The organism is Chitinophaga sp. RAB17 (genome assembly GCF_052114225.1).
Classification (GTDB): domain Bacteria; phylum Bacteroidota; class Bacteroidia; order Chitinophagales; family Chitinophagaceae; genus Chitinophaga.
Map to the genome: position 1 here is coordinate 839,247 of NZ_JBFREI010000001.1, position 26,118 is coordinate 865,364.

A 26,118-nucleotide genomic window follows, 5' to 3' on the forward strand; every position below is an offset into this window, starting at 1 on the left:
AAAAGCTAAAATCTCTTTTTTCCTCCCCCGCCCCATTCAATCCAGTCAGATGCTACACCGTCCTGGGTTTTAAGGCCCAGCTGCACAAATCCGTATTTACCGATATTATAGCGCAGCGCCAGGCGCATAAAGTAATCTCCTTTTTCGCCATCCCTTTTCCATGCATAGGTGCCTACCTGTGCCCTCACTTCAAAATCTCTGAGGTGCAGCACATAGCCGGCATGGATACCCATCAGCATTTTATCGCTGGGTTTTACGTTGGTGTAAAGCTGATGGTAAGTCCAGCCCAGAGAGCCATCATAAAAGCCATCGAGTCCGCCACCAAAGCTGCTTTTATGGGAGATCCGGCGATTATACTCCAGTATCAGAGAGGCGGTACCATAAAAAGCGTCCAGGTGTTCGTCACTGGATGCCTGTACTATTCCAAAGCCAGCATATCCGCTGATTTCATTGTAGTGTAGCTGCCGGGGTATTGGCGCATCGATGAAGGTGGGGCGCCGGGGCGCGGTGTAAGTGGGGTCGATTTGTTTTTTTACAATGCTGCGAATCGTATTATAGTGGTAGCGCAATCCTACGTTAAGTCCCACCATGTTCAGTCCCAGGTTAGGTGTATGGGTACGGCCATTGGAAAAATGTGTCAGGTCGGCGCCATACAGGAAATCAAATGAATCTGATACTTTCAATACCCCGGTGATACCCACATTAAAATACACATCAAGTTTGGAGCCTATGGCGTCGTTCAGCGGGTTGGCGCCGGAATCGTAGGGGTTTAAATCGTAGGTGATCCCCAGTGAGATACCGGCTTCAAAATAGTTTTTCTTACGGCGGTGAAAAGGGGCATAAAAAAAAGAATATACTCCACTGGGGTTACCCAAAATTGTGGGGGTACCGATGTCGCCAGTGTAGAAACCGATTCCATAACTTGGATAATTAAATACACGCTGCCACGCTTTTTCGCCGGTAGATTGCCAGCCCATTCTCAGCTCAAGCGACTTGTAACCGTCATTCAGCGCGTTTTTCAGCTCATCGCCTGAATACAGATGCGTGCCCCCATGGACTTTCAGCTCAATATACTTATGGCTGCCCAGGTTAGGATTCATCCTGGCTTTCCTCCACAAATCAGTGGTATCCTGCGCGGATAGCCATCTCCCGAAAAATAAAAGTAAAAACAACAGGGTATATTTTTTCATAAAAGACGGATAATCGAACTATGGGAGGAAAACAAGGATTCCACCTGAATGTTCAATGCTGCAAAAGCCTTGCCCGGTGAAATATTTTATTGATTAACTTGCAGGCATCAATAAAACCCTTATTTTAAATAATATTTCTGACAACAATTCTTTTATGTACAAAAAATACCTGTTCATCGGTGCGCTGGGATGCTTGTCTGTACAAGGTTTCAGCCAAACCAAACCTACACCTAAGAAGCCTGTCGCCAAAACTGCCGTGAAAGGCGCCGTTAAAGCACCGGTATTGAAAACACGTCTGGATTCGGTGAGCTATGGTATAGGGGCCAGCATCGCTGAAAATCTGAAAGCACAAGGACTGGATAATGTCAATACCGCCATGTTAGCCAAAGGCATACAGGATGCACTGAAGAATCAAACATTATTACTATCAAAAGAACAATGTGATATGAGCATAAGTAATTATCTGCAGCAGTTAAAATCTGACAAATCTGCAAAAAACCGCGAAGCGGGACTTAAATTCCTGGCGGAGAACAAAGTAAGACCAGGCGTAGTAACACTGCCTGATGGCTTACAGTATCAGATCCTGAAAGCAGGTGATGGTCCTAAACCAACTATTAACGACAAAGTAAAAACACATTACCACGGGACTTTAATTGATGGCACCGTGTTCGATAGCTCTGTAGACAGAGGTCAACCTATCTCCTTCCCGGTAGGTGGCGTAATCAAAGGCTGGACAGAAGCGCTGCAATTAATGCCTGTAGGCTCTAAATGGCGTCTTTTCATCCCCTCTGAGCTGGCGTACGGCGATCGTGGTGCTGGTCCGAAAATCGGCCCAGGAAGCACACTGGTGTTTGATGTAGAATTACTGGCAATAGAACAGTAAACTTTATAAGCTATAAAAAGGAATGGCCGGAAATATTTCCGGCCATTCCTTTTTATAGCTTATATCATCATTATCCTTTCCATACGCGCGGTCTGCGCTGTTCCAGCAGCATAAAATCTGCCAACACCATCGCGGTTACGGCTTCCAGTACCACCGGTACACGGAGTGCGATGCACAGGTCATGGCGACCTTTTACGCTGAATGTTTCCACTTCACCGCTTTTTATGTTCAGTGTTTGTTGTTCTTTAGGGGTGCTGGACGTAGGCTTAACGGCTATACGAAATACGAGCGGATTACCATTGCTGATACCGCCAACAATACCGCCTGCATGATTAGTAGCGGTTTTACCCGTTTTATCAATAATGGCATCGTTGTGTTCCAGTCCTTTCATTTTTGCGGCAGCAAAGCCGGCGCCAAACTCAATACCTTTGATAGCAGGAATAGCAAATACGGCATGTGCCAGTGCTGATTCCAGGGAGTCAAAGAAAGGTTCTCCCAGCCCGATAGGCAAGCCATTCACCACACATTCCACAATACCGCCTACAGAGTCTTTCGCAGCAATGGCTGCTTCCAGACCTTCTTCCGGGTTAGCATAACCACCTACTTCTGTGATGGTAGCATTTACCTGTATATCGTTACCTAAAATTTTCTTTGCAATTACACCGGCGGCTACCAGGTTGAGGGTGAGCCTGCCGCTGAAATGTCCGCCGCCGCGGAAGTCTTCGAAGCCGCCGAATTTTTCGGTTGCCACAAAGTCGGCATGCCCCGGACGTGGAAACTCCCGCAGTTTGTCGTAATCTGCGCTGCGGGTATTATTATTTTCAAAGAGAATAGTCACGGGTGCGCCGGTGGTATGATCGTTGAATACACCGGATTTGATGAAGGGCAGGTCTTCCTCCTTGCGGGGGGTAGTACCTCTGGAGCCACCTTTGCGGCGTTCCAGGTCCGCCAGGAAATCTTCCTGCTTTAGTGGCAAACCAGCGGGTATGCCATCTATATTTACGCCAACACTGGCGCCATGTGATTCTCCAAAAACATTTACCCTGAATAATCTGCCAAAACTGTTCACACGCTGATAATTTAAAGTGAAAAAACACCTTTTGCTGTTAGCTTTTAGAGAGATGCTAAACGCTAACGGCTAAAAGCTATACGGTTACCGCTACCTTGCCACCTAACAGCGCCAGGTGATCATAAAACTCCGGATAGGATTTATTGATCGCCTCTGCATTGTCGATCACTACCGGACCATCTGCGGTGAGTGCTGCTACTGCGCAGGCCATCGCAATGCGGTGGTCGTTATGTGAATGTACCGATGCTCCTTTGATACCAGTACCACCGTGTACCAACATGATATCGCCCTGCAGATCTATTTTAATACCCATCTTGCCAAATTCAGCCTGCAGTGTTAAACCGCGATCGCTTTCTTTATGTGCAAGGCGGCTTACGCCTTTAATTTTCGTAGTACCGTTACAGTTAGCAGCCAGTGCTACCAGTGGCGGAAACAGGTCCGGACAATCTGTTGCATCTATTTCAAATGCGTTCAGTCCACCTTTTTCTATGTTCACAGTGAAAACGCCGGACATCATCTGTGCACCTGCTTTTTCCAATGCTTCCAGTATCGCTTTATCTGACTGAGCGGAAGCAACATTCAAATGCTGCACTTCTGCTTTACCGGCTACCGCTGCTGCTACCAGCAGGAATGCGGCGCCGCTCCAGTCACCTTCCACTGTATAATCGCAGGCCTTATATGCCTGCTTCTTCCCAAAATGGAATGTTTCAAAATTCTTTTCTTCCACCTGTACACCAAAGTGTGCCATCAGTTGCAGGGTTAACGCAATGTATGGTTTACTCTTCAGATCTGTTACTGTGATGGTCACATCTTCCGCAGCAGCACCATAAGCCATGAGCAGGCCGGTGAGGAACTGTGAGCTGAGCGAACCATCGATGGTAATATTTTTAGGTTGTAAAGGACCTTCTATGTGCAGGGGCAGTTTACCACCTTGTGTAGTACATTTCACATCCAGCTGCGGCAATACCTGTTCGAAGAAATCCATAGGGCGGGTAGTTAAGCTACCATGTCCTTCGATCGTAATAGGCAGGGATGACAACGCCGCGATGGGGGTAAACATACGAATACCTAAACCGGATTCACCGCAGTTGATTTCATCATAAAACGGCGCCACACCATTGCTGGTGATTTCAAAATAATCGTGTTCCCGTTTGATTTTAGCGCCCAGATTTTCGGCTACTTCCAGTGCTGCCAGGCAGTCATTACTGAGACCCGGATTACGGATAATGGTAGTTCCTTTTGCCAGCAAAGCTGCTGCCACAGCACGTTGCATAGCGCTTTTAGAAGGATTGGCCGTAACAGTGCCGGTAATGCTGGCTGGTGATACAGTAACTTGCATATGTATATTTCGTCCGCCTTTAAAATGATTAGAAAAAATTTTACAACTCCTGCAGTAACAACTTCAGTTCTGCAATGGGTATGGGCATGGTGGTAGCCTTGCCTGTTTGCTCCAGTAATACAAAATGTATGACGTCTTTCTCCCGTTTTTTATCCAGTTTAAAGATGTCAAACACAGCTTCCTTATCAGAAGTAAAAGCCACCGGCAACTGGTAGTCGCTGATCAGTTTTATAAGACGGATAGTTTGTTCCGTGGGATAGTTCATCAGCTTCTCTGAAAAACGGGCAGCTGCTACCATCCCTATTGCCACTGCTTTACCGTGTGCAATATGTTCCAGCTTTTCCACTGCATGTCCGAGAGTATGACCGAAGTTAAGCCAGCGGCGTGGACCGGTTTCCAGCTCATCTTCCAGTACTACTTTTGTTTTTGCTGCAACAGATTTTTCCACCAGGTATTCCAGTATTGCCACATCGCGTGACAACGCTTTTTCCCGGTTCTTTTCCAGGAAATCAAACAGTTCTGCATCCATGATGCAGGCGTATTTGATGATCTCTGCAAAGCCGTTATGCCATTCTTCTGCCGGCATGGTGAGTGGTAAGGAATAGTCGAACAAAATAAACTGCGGCTGGCGGATAATGCCCAGCAGGTTTTTATGTTTACCATGACTCACCCCATTTTTGCCACCAATAGAAGCATCTACCTGGGCCAGCAAAGTTGTGGGTACAAATCCAAAGGGAATACCGCGCATATAAATGCTGGCAGCAAAACCGGCGACATCTGTGATCATACCTCCGCCAATACCTACCAGGGTGGTTTTACGATCGGCCTCATGTGCCGTCAAACCATCAATGATTGTTTCAACGGTGGCCATGTTTTTCACCTCCTCTCCTGCCGGCACCACAATTTTTTTCCAGTCGTGCAGATGATGACCGTGATGTCGTTCCACATTTTCATCTATTACCAGTACTGCCCTGTTACGGTCTACATGATTGCCCAGCTGCAGCAGGCTTTCTCCTAAAAAATAGGTAGTTTCCTGTTGTTCAAACTGGTGGGTCTGTTTTACTAGCATTTAGCTATTAGCTTTTAGCTTTTAGAAAAAGAAGATCGGGACTTTGATAGCTGTTAGCCATTAGCTTTTAGCTTTTAGTAAATGCAGCGGAGACATATAATATGTTAATCTTCGCTGCATTTACTAAAAGCTAAAAGCTAATGGCTAACAGCTGTTTCACTATTTCTCTTCGTTCATCACTTTGTTCTGGCGGTTGATAGATTCCAGGTGAACTGCATCGAAATATTTCAGGATGAATTCTTTCGTCAGACCCAGTTTCTCACCTTTCGCGATGTTGCGATCCAGGATTTCATTCCAGCGGTTTGTTTGCAGGATGGTGATATTATTTTCTTTCTTATAGGTACCGATCTTTTCTGCAATTTTCATACGGTTGCCGAGCAACAGCATAATTTCATCATCTACCTGGTTGATTTGCGCACGCAGTTTTTCCAGGGCAGAGTTGAAGTCTTTTTTATCGGTATGTTCTCTTCTCCAAACGATACCATCCAGCAGGTCAGCCAGTTTTTCCGGTGTGATCTGTTGTTTTGCATCGCTCCATGCGTTGTCCGGATCTACGTGTGTTTCCAGCATCAGACCATCGTAATCCAGGTCAATTGCTTCCTGAGAAACTTCCTGTAAGATATCGCGGCGGCCGGAGATGTGAGAGGGATCGCAGATCATTGGCAGTTCAGGCATACGGCGTTTCAGCTCAATAGCCAGGTGCCACATCGGCGCATTACGGTATTGGGTATTGCCATAGCTGGAGAAACCACGGTGGATTAAACCAACTTTGTTGATACCTGCTTTCTGAATTCTTTCTACGGCACCGATCCACAGTTCCAGATCAGGATTGATAGGATTCTTAATTAACACGGTAGTATCCACACCTCTCAGCGCATCAGCTACTTCCTGTACGGAGAAAGGGTTTACTGTAGTACGTGCACCTACCCACAGAATATCTACACCAAAATGCAGCGCATCTTCTACCTGTTTAGCAGTAGCTACTTCCACTGCCAGTGGTAAACCGGTGATTTCGCGGGCTTTCTGCAACCATGCGAGACCTTTGGTACCGATACCTTCGAAGGAACCGGGACGGGTACGTGGTTTCCAGATACCAGCGCGTAACACGTCTACTTTACCTGTTTTTTGCAGGGCCAGTGCGGTGGCTAATACCTGCTCTTCGGTTTCTGCACTGCAGGGTCCGGAAATGATCAACGGCTTTTTATCGGAAGACGGATCGGAGAATTTGGTTTTAGATAATATCTGTTCCATTGTCTGTACCATAGTATTGAAGTTAAGTAGATTATCAGAATTAAATTATTTCAGGATCTTCCTGATTTTATTGGATTTTTGAATCAGTTTATAAAAGGTATCGTAGTCTTCTGTTTCGAGCAATGTTTTCATTTGCTGTAGCTGGTTGATATGTTCTTCCAGTACGTCCAGCACATTGTTGCGGTTATGCTTGAAGATGGGTACCCACATATCAGGAGAGCTTTTCGCAAGGCGCACGGTAGATTCAAAACCACCGCTGGCCAGTTCGAAAATGCGACCTGATTCCTTCTCTTTTTTCAGCACAGTGAGTGCCAGTGCAAAAGAGGTGATATGAGAAATATGTGATACATAGGCTGTGTGCAGATCATGCTCTTCCGCATTCATATATACCGTGCGCATCTGCAGTTGGTCTACCATATTTTCCACTACTTCCAGGGCATCTTCATCGCTGTTTTTTACATCACATAATACCATGGTTTTGTGTACGAAAAGATTGCGTACGGCAGCATCGGGGCCGGAATACTCGGTGCCGGCCATCGGATGGGCAGCTACGAAGCGACCTCTGTGGGGATGACCGGCAACGAGTTGCAGTATTTTTTCTTTCGTAGAACCTACATCCATAATTACCTGGCCGGGGCGTGCTTTGTCCATAATACCGGGCAACGCCTGCAATACTGCATCCACAGGAATGGCCAGTACTACCAGGTCGGAGCGAAGCATTGCTTCTTCCAGCGTAGCCCCCTCGTCGATGATGTTCAGATCCAGGGCACGCTGCAGGTGTTCCTGGTTCTGATCTACCCCGATGATCCGCTCCGCCACGCCTTTTTCTTTCAGCGTGATGGCGAGTGAGCCACCTATTAATCCGGTACCTATTATTGTTACAATCATTTTACGTTTGTTTTGATGCGTTCTATCGCTTCCTGGAAAACTTTTTCATCCTGGCAAAGACTCACCCTGATATAGCCGTTACCGTTACTACCGAATATTCCTCCGGGCGTAATGAATACACGGGCTTTTTGCAGTATTTCATCAGTCAGCGTATAGCCATTTTCGTTAGTCGCAGGTATTTTTGCCCATACGAACATTCCTACCTGGTTTTTATCATAGGTGCAATGCAGCAGATCGAGTAATTGAAATACTTTTTCGCGGCGTGCACGGTATATTTTATTCAGATCATCGTACCAGTCCTTCCCCAGCTGCAAAGCCTTTACTGCGGCCATTTGCATAGGCTGGAACATGCCGGAATCCATATTGCTTTTAAAGCGTAGTACTTCTGCAATCCATTCTGCCTTACCAACGAGCATGCCTATACGCCAGCCAGCCATGTTGGAAGATTTGCTGAGAGAGTTCAGTTCCAGTACCACATCTTTTGCGCCTTCAAACTGCAGCAGACTTTCCGGTTGCTCATTTAAAATGAAACTATATGGATTATCGTGGCAGATGAGGATGTTATGTTGCTTTGCAAAAGTGATCAGCTTAGCAGCGAACTCCTTGTTTACTTTGGCACCGGTAGGCATATGCGGATAGTTTACCCACATCAGTTTTACGCGGCTCAGGTCTTTTTTTGCCAGGGCATCCAGATCCGGCAACCAACTGTTTTCTGCTGTCAGGTCATAATCCACTATGGTAGCACCACTCAGGTTTACCGCAGACCGGTAGGTTGGATAACCCGGGTTAGGAATCAACGCTTCATCTCCTTCCTGCAGATAGGTCATGCAGATATGCATAATCCCTTCCTTGGAGCCTATCAGTGGCAGCACTTCTGTATCCGGGTTCAGGGTTACGTTATAATAGCGCTGATACCATTCTGCCATTGCCTTACGCAGGGCAGGAATACCTTTATAGCCCTGGTAGTTATGGGTATTTGGCAAAGCAGCATTTTCGTTCAATGCAGCCACCACAGAAGGATGAGGGGGTAAATCCGGGCTACCGATGCCCAGGTTGATCACCTTTGTACCTGTTTGGTTCATTTCCTCTATTTCCCTGAGTTTTTTGGAGAAGTAGTATTCTTCTGTGCCTTGTAATCTTTTAGCAACCTGTATCTGCATAAAACTGATTAATGTGTTTTCCCTTTTTTATAAATACCCAGTACTGTGAGGTGTTCGGTGAGCGGCTCTATTTTAGACAGTGCTTTTTCAAAGTGAGCAGCGTTATCGAATTCCATATCGGCGTGGAAGTAATAGTTCCATTCTTTTGCCGGGATAGGAAAGGATTGCAGTTTAGAGAGATTAATACCTGCTACTGCGATCTGGGTCAGTACTTTGGCCAGACTTCCTCTGTCGTGACTGGTCTGAAAATATACCGAAGCTTTGTTGGCATCTTCCGGTGTAGCCATTGGTGTGCGGGATACAGCCAGGAAACGGGTATAGTTATTTTTATTTGTATGAATATTAGGAGCGATGATATCCAGTTCGAAGATTTCTGCTGCCAGTTTACCTGCAATGGCGCCGGTACTTTTCAGTTTTTTCTGTCTTACATGTTTGGCGCTGAGGGCGGTATCTTCTGTTTCTACCAGTTTGATGTGCGGGTATTTTTCCAGGAAATCCATACACTGTAATAATGCCATCGGGTGAGAATGTACTTCCCGGAGATCTTCCATTGTTTGACCCGGTAATACCATCAGGTGTTGATTAATCTGCAGGTAGATTTCACCGGTAATATGCAGGCCTGAATTTTTGATGAGGCTATAGTTGGGTAAAATGCTGCCAGCAATAGAGTTTTCGATGGCCATGATACCTGCATCCACATCGGGTTGCTGTTTTGCTTTCTTAACCAGCTCCGAAAAGGAGGCACAGCATTCTATTTCGACATTTTTTCCGAAATATCCCTGGGCAGCTACCTGGTGAAAACATCCTTCAAACCCCTGTATGGCAATTTTCATGTGTATGTGATTGATTTTATTTATTTATAGTTGCTACAGCAACTAGCTATTAAAAACAGAAAGGGCCCCTTGTTGGGACCCTTTTGCGTAGTACTTTATGTTGTAAGTATATTATTGCAAACGAGTCCCCTGCTTCTTCGCATAAAAGAAGTAAGAGAAGTAATAAAAAAAAGAATTGCCTAAAGCTGGCTGTAACATATACCTACTGTTTATTAATGTTATTAAAAAAGGCCTTCCGATTTACCGGAAGGCCCTTTTGTAGTATCTTTTATTTTACACAAACGACCTTCCTATTTCTGGTACCAGAAATAATAAAAGCCAAAAAATCCAAAAGTCGTTTGTTGTTTCATGTAATTATTGTAAACCTTTTGAGTGTAGGACAAAAATACGGCACGATTTTAATTATCCAAGGGGTAATATCAAAAAATATACTTTTTTTAATAATGAAGGGCATTTATTGAATAACTTTCAAGAAAACGTGATCTATAAATCTACCGGGCATAAAAAAACCGTCCTGGCCAAGCCGGGACGGTTATTTATAAAACCTAAAGTTAAATTAGTGTTTTGCAGCAGCTGAATCGATAGTTTTAGCAGCAGAATCAACGGTTGCTTTAGCAGCAGTAGCTACTGAATCAACAGCAGAAGTTGCAGTTTTTGCAGCTGAATCGATAACATTGCTAGCAGCAGTAGCTGTAGAATCACCTTCAGTTTTTGCAGCACCACCGCCGCAAGCAACTGCGAAAATACCGAAAGACAGAGCCAGGAAACCGATTTTAATTACGTTCTTCATGATACAATTATTTAAGTTGTTTTTTGAATGATTTAACCTTTATACCGGGATCACCCAAAAGGTAACCCAAACTTTTAAAAATATTTTTTTTCGGTACTTTGGGTTACCAAATGCCTAATAACTGTATTAAGAGTGAAGCAAAATCAAGACATAACAAGAGATAGGGAATTATTGCTGGGACTGGCAAAAGGTGAAGATAAATCATTGGAAATCATCTATTCAGAGAATTTTCCGGTGGTTTTGAGGATGATCCTTCAGCACAACGGTTCAGAAGATGATGCCAAAGATGTGTTCCAGGAGGCTATTATAGTCTTATATGAAAAGGTGCAAAACAATGATTTTACGCTCAGCAGCAGGCTCAAAACCTTCCTTTATTCGGTTTGCCGCCACCTGTGGCTTAAAAAAGTTCAACGCACTTACGGACTATACGCCTTAACCCCTGAGCTGGAAGAAGTTATTCCTGCCACAGAGGAACTGGAGGAACATTATGCCAGGGATCAGGAATTCAGGATCATGGAAGGGGCGATGAGCAGTATTGGTCAGCCCTGCCAAACCATCCTCGAAGATTATTATCTGCACAGGAAATCGATGCAGGAAATAGCGGAGAAGTTTGGATACACCAACGCTGAAAACGCCAAGAACCAGAAATACAAGTGCCTGATGCGTTTGAAGAAGTTATTTTTTGATCAGTACAATACACCATTATAAGAAGAAAGCAGCCATGAAAGAAGATATGATCTTATTACGTGAAATTGAGCGTTACCTGGAAGGGGAAATGAGCGAACAGGAAAAAACTGCTTTCGATGAATTACGCCGTACTAACCCGTTGATTAACCGGCAAGTAGAAGAACACCAGTTGTTTCTGCAGCACCTGGGCAATTACGGGCAAAGACAAAACCTACAGGCCAAACTGGAAAAGATACATCAGCAACTGGATATGCCTACTCTCCGCAAACAAGCGCAGGAAGGAAACCAGGCTGCAAAAAGATTATCCATCCGCCGCAGAACCATCACCAACCTGGCAGCTGCCGCCTGTATTGCTCTGGTCACCTCTCTGTCTACCATCGCAGTTATACAGAATGTAGCCAGGAATAAATCTACTGCTCAATATGAAGATGTAAGACGAGTGCTGAATAATATTCAACGCTCTCAGAATGCACTCATTAATGATATGAACAGTAAAAGTAAAGCTCCGTTAAACCCTGGCACCTATGGTGGTACTGGTTTCGCAGTATCCGGCAATGGTTATATTGTCACCAACTATCATGTAGTAGCCGGCGCCGACTCTGTATATGTTCAAAATAATAAAGGAGAAGCTTTTAAAGCAGTGAGCATATTTGAAGATATTTCCAGTGACCTGGCCATATTAAAGATAGCTGACTCCACTTTTAAAAGTCAACCACTACCTTATGCTTTGAAACCACAGAATGTCAGACTGGGTGAAGAAGTATTTACGATGGGCTTCCCCCGCGATGAAATTGTTTATGGCAAAGGTTATATCAGCGCCAAAACAGGATTTAACGGCGACACTACCGCTTACCAGGTATCTATTCCGGTGAATCCCGGTAACAGCGGCGCTCCCCTGCTCGACAGCAAAGGCGATGTAGTAGGTATCGTTACCGGCAAACAAACTACCTCCGATGGTATTGCCTTTGCGGTAAAGTCTGCTCATCTCAAACACCTGCTGGATGAAATGCCGAAAGACAAGCAGTCCAGGAAAGATTGGAGCCATAAAAGCCACCTGGATGGTATGAACAGGGTAGATCAGATTAAGAAACTCGAAGATTTTGTATATATGGTGAAGGTCTATAATTGAAACAGCTTTTAGCCATTAGCCATTGGCTTTTAGCAAAAATGCAGCGGAGAACATTATATGTTCCTCGCTGCATTTTTGCTAAAAGCCAATGGCGAAAAGCCTAATGCTGTTTCGCCATCCATGCTTTATACTTATCTGTGATCCAGTAAAGCAGATCATTGTTTCCGATAGTACGCATGGTATTATAATCAGGGTAATTATCCCGCATAAATAACTGAAGGGAGTCGCCGGTAAGACCGGTTACTTTATTTACCAGGATTGGTGTAAAGCGGGAGTCGATGTACTTTTCTTTTTCCATCTTCTCATAATTCGTCTTAAACTGCCGTTTTTGTTTTTCTTTTTTAGAGAAGCGGGTGATGGGACTGATGACGATACCTGCACCTTGTGGTGTGCTGCCACCCGCCAGCTGCTGGTTGGGCTTATCGAGAATATAACCGTACTGGTTGCGTCTTTCTATAGAATCTATCTGGTAGGGTGAATACTGAGAAGTAACTTCTACCCCTTTCAGAAATTTACCGGCAGATACCAGGATGACATTAGTTGTCTGGGTACCCATTGTTTGGTTCACGATCACCGTATCCGGTACATAGCCTACAAATGTGATAACGATGCGATCGTTGCGGTTACCGGTTATTTTGTAGTATCCGCCCTGGTCGGAGAGCGAACGTTTGCCGGAGTTAAGGTTGCTGACAGTGGCATAGGGTAGCACCAGTTTATTGCTGTCCGAAATCATCCCTGTAACTGTCACCTGTGCGTTCACCAGGGAAGCAAATGCCATACTGAAAATACAGCCCAATGCTATGATGCGTAATAAAACCTTCATATAGAGTATAATAAATTTAACTGTTGAATCCCGTCCTCTCCTTACAAACAGATCAATATGGACATTGTTCATATCCTTATTTGAAGTTACAAATTAAAGGAAATGCCCCGGTGTTAAAAAACAAAATCCTTCTGCCGATGGCAGAAGGATTGTTGTAATTGCATTTCAGGATATATACCAATCAGGCTGATTTCAGTAAACTGATCACTTCTTCACGGCTTTTACCCAATTTCTGCTGGAGTTTTCCGATCAACTTATCTTCCTGACCTTCTTCATACAACAGGTCGTCATCGGTTAAATCTGCATACTTCTGTTTGAGGGTACCTTTGAGTTCATTCCACTTTCCTTTGATCTGTAACTTGTCCATAATTTTTCAATTTATATGGTGATATAATCTGGTTACTTACAAAGGAGAGGAAGCCAACAACTATGCCATCTGCCCAACAAGGTTACAAGGATACCTGGATACGGGTATCAAAAACACGACTTTCACCCGCAGCCAGCTGAACCAGTCCAAGCCCGTTGTTAAAGGCATCCGGCGCGCCGCTGAGGTTCTCCACTGCGATGCTGGTACGGTGAGGTGGAATGTATATTTGCAGTATCGGGTAGTTGTTACCCGGATAGAATGCGATGTTGATATTTTTCTTCGGATCGTGGATTGTCGCCAGCGGTTGTGCCTTGCTTTGGTCCAGTATAAAAGAATTATCGAGTTCTACCCCTTTCAGCGACTTACCTGCTGTAAATTCTGTATATGGCAGGAGATTACCGGTAGGCAATAGTTTTTCGTTGAACTCCACTATTTGTTTGGAAGCAAAAGTAAGTTCCAGTTCATCTACATGAGTACCCGTGCTGAAGTAGGGATGCCAGCCATCCATTACAGGAATAGTGCTGCTGCTTTGATTGATGATAGTGGTATTCATCTGCAGGTCATTATTGGCGCGCAGTGTAAACGTAGCGATGCAATCGTAAGCAAAAGGATATCCGGCATCATCTGTTTGCTTGAAATGATGGATCAGGGTAACCGTTGCCTGTTGATCATCTGCGTGTTGTGTCGTAATAGTAAAAGGCGCATCGTATAATAAGCCGTGGATAGCGTTGCCGGGAGCAAGCGTTTTCTGAATGCTATAGGAAGTTCCTTCCCAGGTATATCGTGCATCCTTGATGCGGCAGGCATAAGGACTCAGTTTTACGCTTTTGAAGCTGATGCGAAGATTTGCTTCCAGGTCAGACAGATCTTTATAACTGTCGATCAGGTTGAGGGTTTCCTGTTGACGCGTTACCTTAAATGCGTGCAGCAGTGCACCATAAGCAGGGATGATTTCCACCTGTGTTCCTGTTGTCAGATCCTGTAGTGCGATGATATCAAATCCTGCTTCTTTAAAAGAATGGATGCCAAATTTCATTGTTCAATATTTTGAATTCCAGACAAAATAATAAAAATTTTACTGAGATGAAGGGATTAAACGAACAGGCAGCTGGTTTATAAACAAGTAAGCATCTGCCTTGTAGGACAGATGCTTGCTGCTATATTATTTACCACATCATCAGATGCTGGCGTTGATCAGATTTTCCAGCCATTCCTGTTTACCGCTGGTTTGTTTAGGCGCTCCGTTTGCAGCTGCAAAGTTGCGGAGGTCTTCCAGGGTCAGTTTACCAGCTTCAAATTCCTGGCCTTTACCGCTGTTGAAAGAATCGTAGCGATCGTGACGGAATTTTTTATAGGGGGTGGCTGTCAACACTTTTTCCGCAACGATTGCTGCTCTTGCGAAAGTATCGATACCGCCAATATGTGCGTGGAAGATATCTTCCAGGTCGGTAGAATTACGACGTGTTTTAGCATCAAAGTTAACGCCACCACCTGCAAATCCACCTGCTTCCAGGATAACCAGCATGCTTTCGATGAGGTCATTAAGGTTGGTTGGGAACTGGTCTGTATCCCAGCCATTCTGTGCATCACCGCGGTTTGCGTCAATGCTGCCCAGCATGCCTGCATCTACGGCTACCTGTAATTCGTGCTGGAAGGTATGTCCTGCCAGTGTTGCGTGGTTTACTTCGAGATTTAATTTGAAATCTTTATCCAGGCCATATTGACGGAGGAAACCGATTACTGTAGCTGCATCGTAATCGTACTGGTGTTTGGTAGGTTCGCAAGGTTTAGGTTCGATGAAGAAAGTACCTTTGAAACCCTGTGCACGCGCGTAATCGCGGGCCATACCAAGGAAACGGCCCAGGTGTTCCTGTTCCCGTTTCATATCTGTATTCAGCAGGGTCATATAGCCTTCGCGACCGCCCCAGAATACATAGTTTTCACCACCCAATGCGATAGTAGCATCGAGGGAGTTTTTCACCTGTGTACCTGCGTATGCCAGTACAGCAAAGTCGGGGTTGGTAGCAGCACCATTCATGTAGCGTGGATTGCTGAATACATTTGCGGTTCCCCACAGCAGTTTTACACCGCTGGCCTGTTGTTTTTGTTTTGCGTAAGCAACGATCTGCTGCATGCGACTTTCGTATTCTGCTATGTTAGCACCTTCATCTACCAGATCCACATCGTGGAAGCAATAGTAAGGAAGACCCATTTTGGTGATGAACTCAAAAGCTGCGTCCATCTTGTCTTTCGCGCTCTGATTTGCATCAGCTGATGCCAGCCAGGGGAAATTTTTAGTACCCGGACCGAAAGGGTCTCCACCGGTACCGCAGAAGGTATGCCAGTAAGATACTGCGAAGCGGAACAGTTCCTTCATGGATTTGCCGGCAATGATGCGGTTTTCATCATACCATTTGTAGGCAAGTGGATTATCTGACTGTACTCCTTCAAACTGTATTTTACCAATCCCTTTAAAATACTCGTTGTTTCCTAATGTAATACTCATAACTAGTGTGGTTTTTTAAAATGCTTGACTTATATGTTTCCGTTAATGCATCAAAGTACGCAGTCCGTTTAGCCAGTTGCCGTATACATCACGGTATTGTGACTGCAGGGCAGCATCCGGTTCTATTACAGACAGGCATTCCATGCCGCGGAAAGCATCTGCAGTACTTACATAACCTGCTCCTACCGCGGCTCCGCGGGCAGCACCCTGGGCGCCGTCTGTATTATATAATTCTATGACAACATTGGCAGTATTGGCAAATGCTTCCCGGAACAGGGGGCTGAGGAACATGTTGGCATGTCCTGCCCTTACCCGGTGAATGTTCAGGTCCATTTCCGCCATGATATCCATGCCGTAGTTGAGTCCGAATACAATACCTTCCTGTACTGCACGCATCATATGCGAGCGTTGGTGGCGGTTGAAATTCAGGTGACTAACGGAAGCGCCTATACTCCTGTTTTCCAGGATTCGTTCGGCGCCATTACCGAAAGGAAATACCTGCAGACCGTCAGCCCCAATAGGCGCCTGCGCAGCCAGGGCATTCATTTCTGGATAGGTGACATCCCCTACCATGTTTTTCAGCCAGCTATTGGCAATACCGGTACCGTTCAAACACATGAGCACACCATTTCTCGTATGTGCGTCATCGTTATTAACATGTACAAATGCATTAACACGGCTCTGACGGTCGAAACTATTTTTGTCATGCACAGCATATACCACGCCTGAAGTACCTGCGGTGGTAGCAGCTTCGCCGGGTTGCAGTACATTGAGAGAGAAAGCATTGTTAGGCTGATCACCAGCACGATAGGTGACTGGTGTGCCTGGCGCCAGTTTCAGCGTGGCCGCGGCAGCAGCGGTTAGTTGTCCCTGCACTCCAAAGGTGGGTACAACGGCGGACAACAGGTTTTCGTCAATATTATAATGTTTCAGCAATGCTTTGGATACACTGTTTTCCGCGAAGTCCCAGAAGGTGCCTTCAGAAAGACCGGAAATAGTGGTGCAGGCATCACCGGTTAATTTCATGGCAATGAAATCGCCGGGCAGCATTACTTTATGAATACGCTCATAGATATGCGGTTCATTTTCCCGGATCCAACGCAGTTTGGAGGCGGTGAAGTTGCCAGGTGAGTTCAACAGGTGTGACAAACAATATTGCTCTCCCAGTGCTTTAAAGGCAGCATTGCCGATGTCTACGGCGCGACTGTCGCACCAGATAATGGCAGGTCTTAATACCTGTTGGTTTTTATCCACACATACCAACCCATGCATCTGATAGGCAATGCCTATTCCTTTGATCTGTTCCGGAGCTACAGTAAATCGATTTAGCAAAATCCTTGTGGCGTTAATGATTTCCTGCCACCAGCTATCCGGGTTTTGCTCGGCCCAGCTTGGGTGAGGCACATCAATGGCCATCTCTTTTTCAGGGCAGGTAGCAGTAGCTACGCAAACGCCGGTATCGGCATTGAGCAAGGCTGCCTTGATAGATGAGGACCCAATATCGTATCCAATAAAGTACATAACGTGAAAAATTAGCGATCATCAATATAAGACCAGTATATTTCCCGGTTCCGATTAACTGCTCAGAACCGGGAAATGACCGGCAACAAAATAACAAAATGTTTCTATTACCAGAACACAGTATACAATGCGATCAGTATACCTATGATGAGCAATGCGCCAACAGTGAAGCCCATATTGGGTTTGAACATGCTGCTGTCGATCGCCAGACCTTTTGGATTATTAGCGCTGGCTTTATCGCTCAGGGTAATGATCACCATACCAATTACACATACCACAAACACAAGACCCATACGGTCAATGAAAGCCATTTCCCATAAGCCGCTGTCCGGATTTAATGCGGAGAAACCAATCTGGTGCAAAGGCTCCAGGTTCACCCATGCCGGCATAAACTTCAGGAAGAAAGAGAGCAGTAAACCACCAATCATCGCAAACATCGCTGCGCTGGAAGTAGTACGTTTCCAGAAAAATCCGAGAGCGAACATAGCAAATACCCCCGGGGACACAAAACCGGTGTATTCCTGGATAAACTGGAAGCCTCCTTTTTTATCAATACCAAGGAAGTTGGAAATCACGATCGCAATAATCATAGTCACTACCACCACCAAACGGCCTACGCTTACAATCTTCTTCTCATCGGCATCCTTGTTATATATCTTCTTATAAATATCCAAAGAAAAAATGGTAGAAATACTATTGGCTTTACCAGCCAGAGAAGCTACTACCGCCGCTGTAAGCGCAGCAAATGCCAGACCTTTCAGTCCAACAGGCAGGAGGTTCAGCAATACCGGGTAAGCATTATCTGCATTCAGCGAGCCACCTTTCATCATGGACTGCGCAAAATCGCCATGGTTCTGAGAGTACAGCACATAAGCCGCAATACCAGGCAATACCACGATCACAGGCATCAGCAATTTCAGGAAACCCGCAAACAGTAAACCACTGCGTGCGGTTTTCAGATCCGCGCCCAGTGCACGTTGCGTGATATACTGGTTGCAGCCCCAGTAATTCAGGTTCACAATCCACATACCACCAATCAATACACTCAATCCGGGCAGATCCAGGTACTTGGGGTTTTCCTTATGCAGGATCATGTGGAAATGTTCACTGGCATGTTGGGTCATCAGGGAGAAGCCTTTCAGTACACCTGTAGTACCAAAATGCTCGGATACCAGCTGTAAGGCAAGATAAGTAGTAGCCAGACCTCCCAGGATCAGGAAGAACACCTGTATTACATCCGTATAACCAATCACCTTCATGCCTCCCAGTGTAATGAGGATGGCAAAAAAGGCCAGTGCCACCATACAGACATAAAAGTTAATACCGGAAATAGTAGATACTGCTAAGGCGCCAAGATACAGGATAGACGTAAGGTTTACCACCACATACAACAACAGCCAGAACACGGCCATAATGGTACTTACGGTTTGATTATACCTCCGCTCCAGGAACTGGGGCATCGTATAGATCTTGTTCTTCAGATAAATGGGCAGGAAAAATACCGCTACTACGATCAACGTGGCAGCAGCCATCCATTCATAAGTAGAAATGGCTAATCCTATACTGAAACCATTTCCGGACATCCCGATAAATTGTTCCGCAGAAATATTGGAAGCTATCAGGGAGGCACCAATTGCCCACCAGGTAAGAGATCCTTCCGCGAGGAAAAAGTCTTTCGAATCCGTGGTCGCCTTCTTCTTCCGGCGATAAATATAGTAGCCATAGCCTGCCACTATTACAAAATATACCAGGAATACCAGGTAATCAAAGATGTGTAAGGATTTTGTTTGCATAACGTTCAAACGTGGTTATAAAAAATTTAGCGAATCAATATACATAATAAATGTAAAAAATACGCTTACAAAGTTTTTTTTTAACGCGAAAAGTAAAACCGCGACAGCTGCCGCGGTTCTCCGGGTGATAAAACTATTAATTTAAATCACTTGTCATAGCTTGTTTATAAAAAAAGAAACAATTAATACCCTTTACTTACACAAAAGGTACCTGTGAACACTATAATAATATTCTTTCAGCTTGATTTCCTTTCCTTTATGGGGTGGGAATGGTCGACTGAATGCCTGATAGCGTGGAAATAAAATTTAAATATAGAAAAGAGATATTCGGGAAGCAAGTTTTTTTTAGCTGTTAGCTTTTAGCTATTAGCCGTTAGCTTGCCATTTGCTGTTACCCTGCCATTTTTTTAGCTGTTAGCTTTTAGTTATTAGGTGTTAGCTTGCCATTTGCTGTTACCCTGTCATTTGGGGGTTCCGTTGGGAATACACAAACATTTTGGTTGGTGACCGTGTTTGGAGGTTATTATGGCAGAAGCTTTTCCCCTTTTACATAAACCCCTCTTACTGCTCACCTTCGGATGGATGTTATGCAGTGGAGCCCTGCAGGCTCAGTCTACCGACACCCTGTATTTCAAAACCGGGTTAAAGCTATCCGGTGAGTTGGATCATATGGAAAGGGGGATGATTTCTTTTTCTTCCGATGAACTGGACGATCAGGAAATCAGTACCTATAAAATAAGCACGCTGGCTGCCAGCTCCTATTCCTACCGGATCACGACCATCCGAAGTGTGGTGTATTATGGCACACTGGCCAAAGCAGATAGCGGTATGGTCAGGATCCTTACGGGCACCGATACGCTATTGTTGCCACTGAAAGAACTATCTGTTATTGCCTCTTATGATACAGGGTTCTTTCATAACCTGTCCGGTACCCTTGCATTGGGGTATGTCTTCACAAAATCTGCCTCCCTGGGAGTATTAAATACGTATAATGATATCCGTTACTTCGATGGCCGGTTTGCCGGGGATCTGAATATGAGTGGTATTACGGGGTTTACTTCCGATGGCACCAAAAGGATCCGGGAGTATGTATGGCTTACACCGGGCTATTACTTTACAGCTTCCTGGCAGGTAGCCGGGATATTCAGTTATCAGCGTAACCTGGAACTGGGAACGTCCAAACGATTTATAGAAGGCGCCGGCATAGGCCATCAGTTCCTGGTCCGGCAACATATGGATGCACAACTGGTAGCTGGTGTAGTGACCACCCAGGAGAGTGCTTTCCAGGGAGCTTTCCGCAACGGCATGCTGGAAGCCCCTCTCATCTTACAATATAACCTCTATCTCCTGAAGGATAATAATTTCCGGTTGCAGTTGGTGCAGGGTGTTTTTGTTGGATTAAATGAAGGAGGAAGAATTCGGGGAGAAGGGTTAATCCGCGCGGCTTACGATATTATAGACACTTTCAGCGTGAACCTGATATTTTATAATAGCTATGATAATCAACCGCCGGCGAAAATGTTTTCGAAGTCGGATTATAGTCTGGTGTTTGGGATAGGATACAGCTTTTAGTTATCGGTGTTTCAGATCGGTAGTGGTATCCGTATCTAACTGTTCAGCGCCATCAATGCAATCTGCTCTCCGATCATAGATCCGATGGCTACGCCCATTCCTCCCATGCGCACTCCCATAATGACATTCTTTGTATGTGTTTTCACCAAAGGTTGTTTGGTTTTGCCGAAAGCCATGATACCTGTCCACCGGTCGGCGATCGCTACCTCGCGGCCGGGTAGGATGATAGTATGCAATAACACTTCCAGCTCCTGCTGTATACGATCATTGAATTGAAATTCGGTGGTGGTTTCACCGGTAAAGTCCAGCTGACGCCCACCGCCCAGCAGTATCCGGCCATCCAGCTCCCGGAAATAGTAATATCCTTCTTCCAGGTGAAAGATGCCTTTAAACGGCAAATCCTTCACGGGCGCTGTGATCAGTACCTGTCCCCTGCCTGGCACCACCTCTTCCTCCGGCAGCAGCTGCCTGGTAAAAGCGTTGGTACAGATCAGTACCTTATGGGCAGTGAATATAATGTCTTCTTTCAAAGTATGATTGGGCACAATAACGTTCACCCCTGTATGAAAATCTTCGATGCTGCTCACGGTGCATCCTGTTTTAATTTCCACGCCACAGGCGATAGCCGTGTCTATCAGGGCACGCATCATTTTGCCGGTATGTAGTTCCCCTTCGAAGTTATTACGGATAAGCGCTTTGATGTATTGCCGCTCAAAGCCAAACGCTGCCAGCTTCTCATCTGTTCGTGTAAAGGCAGGCTGTTCACCGAACAGGGTACCCAGCATTTTATTGACTTCGGGGAGTTGTTGCAGCGCCCATTCCTCCCGGGAGCCGATGAGTTCAAAGCTGCCATTTTCACGATATCCTATACGGTCATCTCCTAAACGCTTCCGAAGCAAACGCAGACCAGACAGCCGAAGGTTTACCAGGTTCAGTACCGCTTCCACCGGCATGGTTTGCAGATCTGCCAGGATTTCGGTCAGACTTCCAATACAGGCAAAACCTGCATTTTTAGTGCTGGCACCGGTAGGCAGCACTTCCCTTTCCAGCACCATTACGCGGCTTTGCGGCGCCTTTTCCTTCAGACTGATAGCAGCAGACAACCCTACCATACCACTCCCGATGATGATATAGTCGTATTGCAAAAGACTTTGTTTTTCCCAATAGCTGAGCATAGCTGTAATTTATACTGTTCCTACGGATCCACCATCCACCCGGAATACGGCACCTGTGATAAAGGCGGCATGATCTGACGCCAGAAAAGCCACGATACCACCGGTTTCTTCCGGCAATCCTACCCGTCCCAGCACCTGGTAAGGGCGGTTTTCTTTCAGGAATTGTTTAGCTGCATCCACGATGGAAATACCTTTTTCTTTGGAGATGCCTTCCAGCATATCATCTACCAAAGGTGTTTTAATAAATGCCGGAGAAACGGTATTCACCAGTATGTTATCCTTACCATAATTCTGCGACAGGGTTTTGGAATAATTATTCAGTGCCGCTTTGGTAGCATTGTAGTGGCCCATGTTAGGATCCGGCTGCTCTGCATTTTCGGAGGAGATATTGATGATGCGTCCACCACCTTGTTTTTTCAGGTGAGGGATCACCAGGTTGGTGAGCGCTACCTGGCCAAAGAAATTCACTTCAAAAATACGTCGCCACTGATCCATTGTAATGGTTTCCAACGGACCAAAAGTATCTATACCACCTGCATTATTTACGAGTATATCTATATGTCCGTATTGCTGTATGGTAGTGGTGACAAGGTGTTGAAGGTCGGCTTCTTTTGCCATATCCGCTACTACTGCCAGGACCTCATTACCCTGTAAGCGGAACATGGCGGCAGTGTCTTCCAGTTCATCTGCATTGCGGGCGGTGATCACAACGATAGCGCCTTCCTTCAGTAAAGCCGTAGCAATGCCTTTGCCTATACCTTTACTGCCACCTGTAACAATGGCGACCTTTCCTTTTAAATTGAGCTCCATGATTTTATTATTTTATATCAAAAGTAAAAGATGCGATGAGGGGATTTACAGTATAAGTTATTGAAAAAACGGTAAAAAGGCGGGAGTGCTGAGGTGAACTTATTCCGAATTGTACAAATTACGTAGCTTCGGGGCCTAAAATTTACACCATGATTGCAACAAAAGCTTATGCTGTGCAGGATGCTGCTTCACCGCTGGGTCCATGGAACTTTGAGCGCAGAGAACCCGGTCCGCATGATGTACAGATTGAAATTTTATATTGCGGTGTATGCCATTCCGATATACACCAGGTGAGAAATGAGTGGGGCAATTCCATTTACCCAATGGTGCCCGGCCATGAAATAGTAGGCCGCATTACCAAAGTAGGTGATCATGTTACCCGTTTCAAAGTAGGAGATCTGGCAGGTATTGGTTGCTTTGTAGACTCCTGCCGCGAATGTGATCCCTGCAAAGCAGGTGAAGAGCAATACTGTGTAACTGGCGGCGCCAGTACTTACAACGGGTATGAGATGGATCGTAAAACACATACTTACGGCGGCTACTCTACGCATATTGTAACAGATGAGAAATATACCCTGAAAATTTCTGATAAATTACCCCTGGAAGGTGTAGCGCCATTATTATGTGCCGGCATCACTACTTATTCTCCCCTGCGTCACTGGAAAGTTGGCAAAGGCCATAAAGTAGCAGTGGTAGGTTTGGGCGGTTTGGGACATATGGCGGTGAAACTGGCAGCATCTATGGGTGCAGAGGTGACGATGTTAAGTACTTCTCCTTCTAAAGAAGCTGATGCTAAAAGACTCGGCGCTCATCATTTTGCACTGATGACCGATAAAGAGCAGGTGAAACAATTGCGGAACAAATTTGATTTTATTATCAACACTATTTCTGCACCACATGATTATACTACCTATCTGAATTTGTTGAACCTGGACGGGGTGATGATCTGCCTGGGTGTTCCTCCAGAACCATCTATAGTACCGGCTTTCAACCTCATCATGGGTCGCCGTAGTATTGCGGGTTCATTGATTGGTGGTATCCGCGAAACACAGGAGATGCTGGACTATTGTGCAGAGCATAATATTACCAGTGATGTGGAAGTGATCAATATCAATGAAATCAATACGGCTTACGAGCGCATGTTGAAAGGAGATGTGAAGTACCGGTTTGTGATTGATATTGCGAGTTTAAAATAATCCGGCCCGGTTTTGTAGGGTATACTAGTAGTAAAACACCCGTTACGATTGAACCGTAACGGGTGTTTTTTGTTATACATTCGTTAAGCAAAGGCTGTCATCTAATTTTGTTGATATCTTTATAACCACTATATCCCTAAAAACCTCAAATGATGACGAAGATAACCTCCAATAACTATCACAGGTCCAGTCGTCTGATAACTGTTGCCGTTGGTCTGTTGCTGCTCCTCGTAGCAGGAGTAATGGCCTGGTATTTTTTTCATCAACCAGACACCGTCTCCCTTAATGACTCCACCAACATCGTGCTGGATGTTTCTCCTGAAGATACGAGTATCGGCAAATGCCTGCAATATCCGATTGGTGTCATGACATTACAAAAGCTCTATCTTTCTAACGATCCCGAAGCCAATGAAAAGTATACCAATAAAACGGTTTACATCACAGGAACTTATATTGGTACAGGGTGGGATCCGATGGGAACCGCATATATGCTCCTGAGGAGCAATGACAGGTTTCATGCCATTAAATGCTTCCTGTCGAATAATAAAGAAGTATATATTATGAAGGGAAGCTCCTTGTTAGTAAAGGGGTACTGCCGGGGGCTGATATGGGATCTCAAAATTGAAGACTGTGAACTGCTGGATATACCTGTAACCACAGCTAAAATAATATAGCCCCCAATTTACAGGAGCCATATTACTATACCAGATACCCAAATAAGCTATCGTCCTTATTTAGCTCAGTGACCTGAAAATTATACTTTTTGAAATTGGCCATGAGCTTGTCATAATCTTCGCGGTACTTGAGTTCTATACCCACCAGGGCGGGACCGATTTCTTTATTATGTTTTTGTATGTATTCAAAGCGGGTGATATCATCGGTGGGGCCGAGGATATGATTCAAAAATTCTTTCAGTGCGCCGGGGCGCTGTGCAAAGCGTACAATAAAATAGTGCTTTAATCCTTCGTAGAGGAGGGAGCGTTCTTTTATTTCCTGCATGCGGTCAATATCGTTGTTGCTGCCGCTGATCACGCATACTACTTTTTTGCCTTTTATATCTTCTGCAAAATCGTCCAGTGCTGCGATGGACAAAGCGCCAGCAGGTTCGACCACTATTGCATCTTCATTATATAACCGGAGGATAGTAGAACATACTTTACCTTCCGGAACCAGGTGCATTCTTTCCAGTACATCTTTGCAGATTTCATAGTTGAGGGTGCCTACTCTTTTTACAGCAGCACCGTCTACAAAGCGTTCAATTTCATCGAGGGTAACGGGTGCGCCGTTTTCCAACGCGCGAAGCATGGAGGGAGCGCCTTCCGGTTCTACGCCAATGATGTGGGTTTTGGGGCTATAGGTTTTAAAGTAAGTACCTAAGCCGGCAGCCAAACCGCCACCACCAACGGGTACAAAGAGATAGTCAATTGCTGACTGGTCTTCCAGTATTTCCACAGCAACGGTGCCTTGTCCTTCTATAATTTTTGGATTATCGAATGGTGGGATGAAGGTCATACCATTTGCTTTTGTGAAAGCCTGGGCTTCCGCAGAGCAGTCATCAAAAGTATCACCTACTAGGCGGATTTCTATATTATCGCCGCCAAACATATTTACCTGGTTAACTTTTTGTTTCGGTGTAATGACAGGCATGAATACCACGCCTTTAATGTTCATGGCTTTACAGGCGTAAGCGAAGCCCTGGGCATGGTTTCCGGCGCTGGCGCAGGTAACACCTTTGGCCAGGATATCCCCGTGCAGGCTGCTGATCAGGTTATAGGCGCCTCTCAATTTATAAGAGCGTACAATCTGCATGTCCTCTCTTTTCAGATATACATCACAGTTATAGCGCCGGGAAAGATTGGCACTATACATCAGCGGGGTGCGTGTGATCACTGGCTTCAGCTTCACCGCAGCATCGAGGATATTCAGGGAATTGACACTACTCATTACTTCAGACATAAAATGTAATTAATACAAATGGCAAAGCATTTCCGGGGCTATCGAAATCATGGAACCGTACTTAGTAAACAGCAAGAATATTTTTCTTCTGTACTAAATACCAGCACCAAT

Annotated in this window: 24 protein-coding genes; 6 read left to right on the forward strand and 18 right to left on the reverse strand. The window is 45.2% G+C overall.

Annotated elements, in window-relative coordinates; all coding sequences use genetic code 11:
• Positions 1-5: 5 nt before the first annotated feature.
• On the reverse strand, positions 6-1,190 hold the full coding sequence (locus AB4Z08_RS03115) for an acyloxyacyl hydrolase (protein WP_441572311.1): 1,185 nt from the start codon (positions 1,188-1,190) through the stop codon (positions 6-8).
• A 154-nt stretch (positions 1,191-1,344) separates the two neighbouring features.
• Between AB4Z08_RS03115 and AB4Z08_RS03120 the strand changes: the two genes are divergently transcribed.
• Complete coding sequence (locus AB4Z08_RS03120; protein ID WP_441572312.1) at positions 1,345-2,073, forward strand: FKBP-type peptidyl-prolyl cis-trans isomerase; 729 nt, start codon at positions 1,345-1,347, stop codon at positions 2,071-2,073.
• A 70-nt stretch (positions 2,074-2,143) separates the two neighbouring features.
• Here AB4Z08_RS03120 and AB4Z08_RS03125 read toward each other — a convergent pair whose 3' ends face one another.
• From AB4Z08_RS03125 to AB4Z08_RS03160, 8 genes are all read right to left on the reverse strand, one after another.
• Positions 2,144-3,142, reverse strand: a complete 999-nt coding sequence (locus tag AB4Z08_RS03125) for a chorismate synthase (RefSeq protein ID WP_441572313.1) — start codon at positions 3,140-3,142, stop codon at positions 2,144-2,146.
• Between the two features lie 76 nt (positions 3,143-3,218).
• Positions 3,219-4,481 carry a 3-phosphoshikimate 1-carboxyvinyltransferase gene (aroA, locus tag AB4Z08_RS03130; protein ID WP_441572314.1) on the reverse strand — a complete coding sequence of 421 codons (1,263 nt, stop codon included), beginning with the start codon at positions 4,479-4,481 and terminating at the stop codon, positions 3,219-3,221.
• Positions 4,482-4,521: 40 nt separating this feature from the next.
• Complete coding sequence (aroB, locus tag AB4Z08_RS03135) at positions 4,522-5,550, reverse strand: 3-dehydroquinate synthase (protein ID WP_441572315.1); 1,029 nt, start codon at positions 5,548-5,550, stop codon at positions 4,522-4,524.
• Positions 5,551-5,709: 159 nt separating this feature from the next.
• Positions 5,710-6,813 carry a chorismate mutase gene (locus tag AB4Z08_RS03140; protein ID WP_441572316.1) on the reverse strand — a complete coding sequence of 368 codons (1,104 nt, stop codon included), beginning with the start codon at positions 6,811-6,813 and terminating at the stop codon, positions 5,710-5,712.
• Positions 6,814-6,846: 33 nt separating this feature from the next.
• Positions 6,847-7,689: a prephenate dehydrogenase gene (locus AB4Z08_RS03145; protein ID WP_441572317.1), complete on the reverse strand. Its 843-nt coding sequence runs from the start codon at positions 7,687-7,689 to the stop codon at positions 6,847-6,849.
• Positions 7,686-8,849: a pyridoxal phosphate-dependent aminotransferase gene (locus AB4Z08_RS03150; RefSeq protein WP_441572318.1), complete on the reverse strand. Its 1,164-nt coding sequence runs from the start codon at positions 8,847-8,849 to the stop codon at positions 7,686-7,688. Before AB4Z08_RS03150 ends, AB4Z08_RS03145 begins: the two co-directional genes overlap by 4 nt.
• Positions 8,850-8,857: 8 nt before the next feature.
• Positions 8,858-9,682 carry a prephenate dehydratase gene (locus tag AB4Z08_RS03155; RefSeq protein ID WP_441572319.1) on the reverse strand — a complete coding sequence of 275 codons (825 nt, stop codon included), beginning with the start codon at positions 9,680-9,682 and terminating at the stop codon, positions 8,858-8,860.
• 556 nt (positions 9,683-10,238) lie between these two features.
• Positions 10,239-10,472, reverse strand: coding sequence for a hypothetical protein (locus AB4Z08_RS03160; RefSeq protein ID WP_441572320.1), 234 nt, complete (start codon positions 10,470-10,472; stop codon positions 10,239-10,241).
• Positions 10,473-10,604: 132 nt separating this feature from the next.
• Between AB4Z08_RS03160 and AB4Z08_RS03165 the strand changes: the two genes are divergently transcribed.
• Positions 10,605-11,180, forward strand: coding sequence for an RNA polymerase sigma factor (locus tag AB4Z08_RS03165; RefSeq protein ID WP_441572321.1), 576 nt, complete (start codon positions 10,605-10,607; stop codon positions 11,178-11,180).
• Positions 11,181-11,193: 13 nt separating this feature from the next.
• A complete protein-coding gene (locus AB4Z08_RS03170; protein WP_441572322.1) occupies positions 11,194-12,288 on the forward strand; it encodes a trypsin-like peptidase domain-containing protein in 1,095 nt (364 codons plus the stop codon).
• A gap of 100 nt (positions 12,289-12,388) precedes the next feature.
• Here AB4Z08_RS03170 and AB4Z08_RS03175 read toward each other — a convergent pair whose 3' ends face one another.
• From AB4Z08_RS03175 to AB4Z08_RS03200, 6 genes are all read right to left on the reverse strand, one after another.
• Positions 12,389-13,111 (reverse strand): hypothetical protein, encoded by a 723-nt coding sequence (locus tag AB4Z08_RS03175; RefSeq protein WP_441572323.1) that lies wholly within the window; start codon positions 13,109-13,111, stop codon positions 12,389-12,391.
• A 181-nt stretch (positions 13,112-13,292) separates the two neighbouring features.
• Entirely contained in the window at positions 13,293-13,478 is a 186-nt protein-coding gene (locus AB4Z08_RS03180; RefSeq protein ID WP_133810180.1) for a CsbD family protein, read from the reverse strand.
• A gap of 82 nt (positions 13,479-13,560) precedes the next feature.
• Entirely contained in the window at positions 13,561-14,514 is a 954-nt protein-coding gene (locus AB4Z08_RS03185) for an aldose 1-epimerase (RefSeq protein ID WP_441572324.1), read from the reverse strand.
• Between the two features lie 141 nt (positions 14,515-14,655).
• On the reverse strand, positions 14,656-15,984 hold the full coding sequence (xylA, locus tag AB4Z08_RS03190; RefSeq protein ID WP_441572325.1) for a xylose isomerase: 1,329 nt from the start codon (positions 15,982-15,984) through the stop codon (positions 14,656-14,658).
• 42 nt (positions 15,985-16,026) lie between these two features.
• A complete protein-coding gene (locus tag AB4Z08_RS03195) occupies positions 16,027-17,505 on the reverse strand; it encodes a xylulokinase (protein WP_441572326.1) in 1,479 nt (492 codons plus the stop codon).
• Between the two features lie 107 nt (positions 17,506-17,612).
• Positions 17,613-19,298, reverse strand: a complete 1,686-nt coding sequence (locus AB4Z08_RS03200; protein ID WP_441572327.1) for a sodium/sugar symporter — start codon at positions 19,296-19,298, stop codon at positions 17,613-17,615.
• 525 nt (positions 19,299-19,823) lie between these two features.
• On the opposite strand from AB4Z08_RS03200, the gene AB4Z08_RS03205 reads away from it, so the two are divergent.
• Positions 19,824-20,870, forward strand: a complete 1,047-nt coding sequence (locus AB4Z08_RS03205) for a DUF481 domain-containing protein (RefSeq protein ID WP_441572328.1) — start codon at positions 19,824-19,826, stop codon at positions 20,868-20,870.
• Positions 20,871-20,905: 35 nt separating this feature from the next.
• On the opposite strand, the gene AB4Z08_RS03210 is transcribed toward AB4Z08_RS03205, so the two are convergent.
• Positions 20,906-22,045, reverse strand: coding sequence for an NAD(P)/FAD-dependent oxidoreductase (locus tag AB4Z08_RS03210; protein ID WP_441572329.1), 1,140 nt, complete (start codon positions 22,043-22,045; stop codon positions 20,906-20,908).
• 9 nt (positions 22,046-22,054) lie between these two features.
• Positions 22,055-22,855 carry an SDR family NAD(P)-dependent oxidoreductase gene (locus tag AB4Z08_RS03215; protein ID WP_441572330.1) on the reverse strand — a complete coding sequence of 267 codons (801 nt, stop codon included), beginning with the start codon at positions 22,853-22,855 and terminating at the stop codon, positions 22,055-22,057.
• Between the two features lie 149 nt (positions 22,856-23,004).
• Between AB4Z08_RS03215 and AB4Z08_RS03220 the strand changes: the two genes are divergently transcribed.
• Together AB4Z08_RS03220 and AB4Z08_RS03225 are read left to right on the forward strand one after the other, a co-directional pair.
• Positions 23,005-24,051, forward strand: a complete 1,047-nt coding sequence (locus AB4Z08_RS03220) for an NAD(P)-dependent alcohol dehydrogenase (RefSeq protein WP_441572331.1) — start codon at positions 23,005-23,007, stop codon at positions 24,049-24,051.
• 149 nt (positions 24,052-24,200) lie between these two features.
• Positions 24,201-24,725: an OB-fold protein gene (locus tag AB4Z08_RS03225; RefSeq protein ID WP_441572332.1), complete on the forward strand. Its 525-nt coding sequence runs from the start codon at positions 24,201-24,203 to the stop codon at positions 24,723-24,725.
• A gap of 25 nt (positions 24,726-24,750) precedes the next feature.
• Here the strand turns inward: AB4Z08_RS03225 and ilvA are convergent, their stop codons facing one another.
• Positions 24,751-26,007: a threonine ammonia-lyase IlvA gene (ilvA, locus tag AB4Z08_RS03230; protein ID WP_441572333.1), complete on the reverse strand. Its 1,257-nt coding sequence runs from the start codon at positions 26,005-26,007 to the stop codon at positions 24,751-24,753.
• Between the last annotated feature and the right edge of the window lie 111 nt (positions 26,008-26,118).

Bases quoted from the DNA above. Each gene is read 5' to 3' on its own strand.
- AB4Z08_RS03185 (WP_441572324.1), bottom strand. From the start codon at position 14,514: ATGAAATTTGGCATCCATTCTTTTAAAGAAGCAGGATTTGATATCATC.
- aroB (WP_441572315.1), bottom strand. From the start codon at position 5,550: ATGCTAGTAAAACAGACCCACCAGTTTGAACAACAGGAAACTACCTAT.
- AB4Z08_RS03175 (WP_441572323.1), bottom strand. From the start codon at position 13,111: ATGAAGGTTTTATTACGCATCATAGCATTGGGCTGTATTTTCAGTATG.
- ilvA (WP_441572333.1), bottom strand. From the start codon at position 26,007: ATGTCTGAAGTAATGAGTAGTGTCAATTCCCTGAATATCCTCGATGCT.
- AB4Z08_RS03150 (WP_441572318.1), bottom strand. From the start codon at position 8,849: ATGCAGATACAGGTTGCTAAAAGATTACAAGGCACAGAAGAATACTAC.
- aroA (WP_441572314.1), bottom strand. From the start codon at position 4,481: ATGCAAGTTACTGTATCACCAGCCAGCATTACCGGCACTGTTACGGCC.
- AB4Z08_RS03205 (WP_441572328.1), top strand. From the start codon at position 19,824: ATGGCAGAAGCTTTTCCCCTTTTACATAAACCCCTCTTACTGCTCACC.
- AB4Z08_RS03180 (WP_133810180.1), bottom strand. From the start codon at position 13,478: ATGGACAAGTTACAGATCAAAGGAAAGTGGAATGAACTCAAAGGTACC.
- AB4Z08_RS03215 (WP_441572330.1), bottom strand. From the start codon at position 22,855: ATGGAGCTCAATTTAAAAGGAAAGGTCGCCATTGTTACAGGTGGCAGT.
- AB4Z08_RS03155 (WP_441572319.1), bottom strand. From the start codon at position 9,682: ATGAAAATTGCCATACAGGGGTTTGAAGGATGTTTTCACCAGGTAGCT.
- AB4Z08_RS03170 (WP_441572322.1), top strand. From the start codon at position 11,194: ATGAAAGAAGATATGATCTTATTACGTGAAATTGAGCGTTACCTGGAA.
- AB4Z08_RS03115 (WP_441572311.1), bottom strand. From the start codon at position 1,190: ATGAAAAAATATACCCTGTTGTTTTTACTTTTATTTTTCGGGAGATGG.
- AB4Z08_RS03220 (WP_441572331.1), top strand. From the start codon at position 23,005: ATGATTGCAACAAAAGCTTATGCTGTGCAGGATGCTGCTTCACCGCTG.
- AB4Z08_RS03195 (WP_441572326.1), bottom strand. From the start codon at position 17,505: ATGTACTTTATTGGATACGATATTGGGTCCTCATCTATCAAGGCAGCC.
- xylA (WP_441572325.1), bottom strand. From the start codon at position 15,984: ATGAGTATTACATTAGGAAACAACGAGTATTTTAAAGGGATTGGTAAA.
- AB4Z08_RS03145 (WP_441572317.1), bottom strand. From the start codon at position 7,689: ATGATTGTAACAATAATAGGTACCGGATTAATAGGTGGCTCACTCGCC.
- AB4Z08_RS03225 (WP_441572332.1), top strand. From the start codon at position 24,201: ATGATGACGAAGATAACCTCCAATAACTATCACAGGTCCAGTCGTCTG.
- AB4Z08_RS03200 (WP_441572327.1), bottom strand. From the start codon at position 19,298: ATGCAAACAAAATCCTTACACATCTTTGATTACCTGGTATTCCTGGTA.
- AB4Z08_RS03120 (WP_441572312.1), top strand. From the start codon at position 1,345: ATGTACAAAAAATACCTGTTCATCGGTGCGCTGGGATGCTTGTCTGTA.
- AB4Z08_RS03210 (WP_441572329.1), bottom strand. From the start codon at position 22,045: ATGCTCAGCTATTGGGAAAAACAAAGTCTTTTGCAATACGACTATATC.
- AB4Z08_RS03140 (WP_441572316.1), bottom strand. From the start codon at position 6,813: ATGGTACAGACAATGGAACAGATATTATCTAAAACCAAATTCTCCGAT.
- AB4Z08_RS03160 (WP_441572320.1), bottom strand. From the start codon at position 10,472: ATGAAGAACGTAATTAAAATCGGTTTCCTGGCTCTGTCTTTCGGTATT.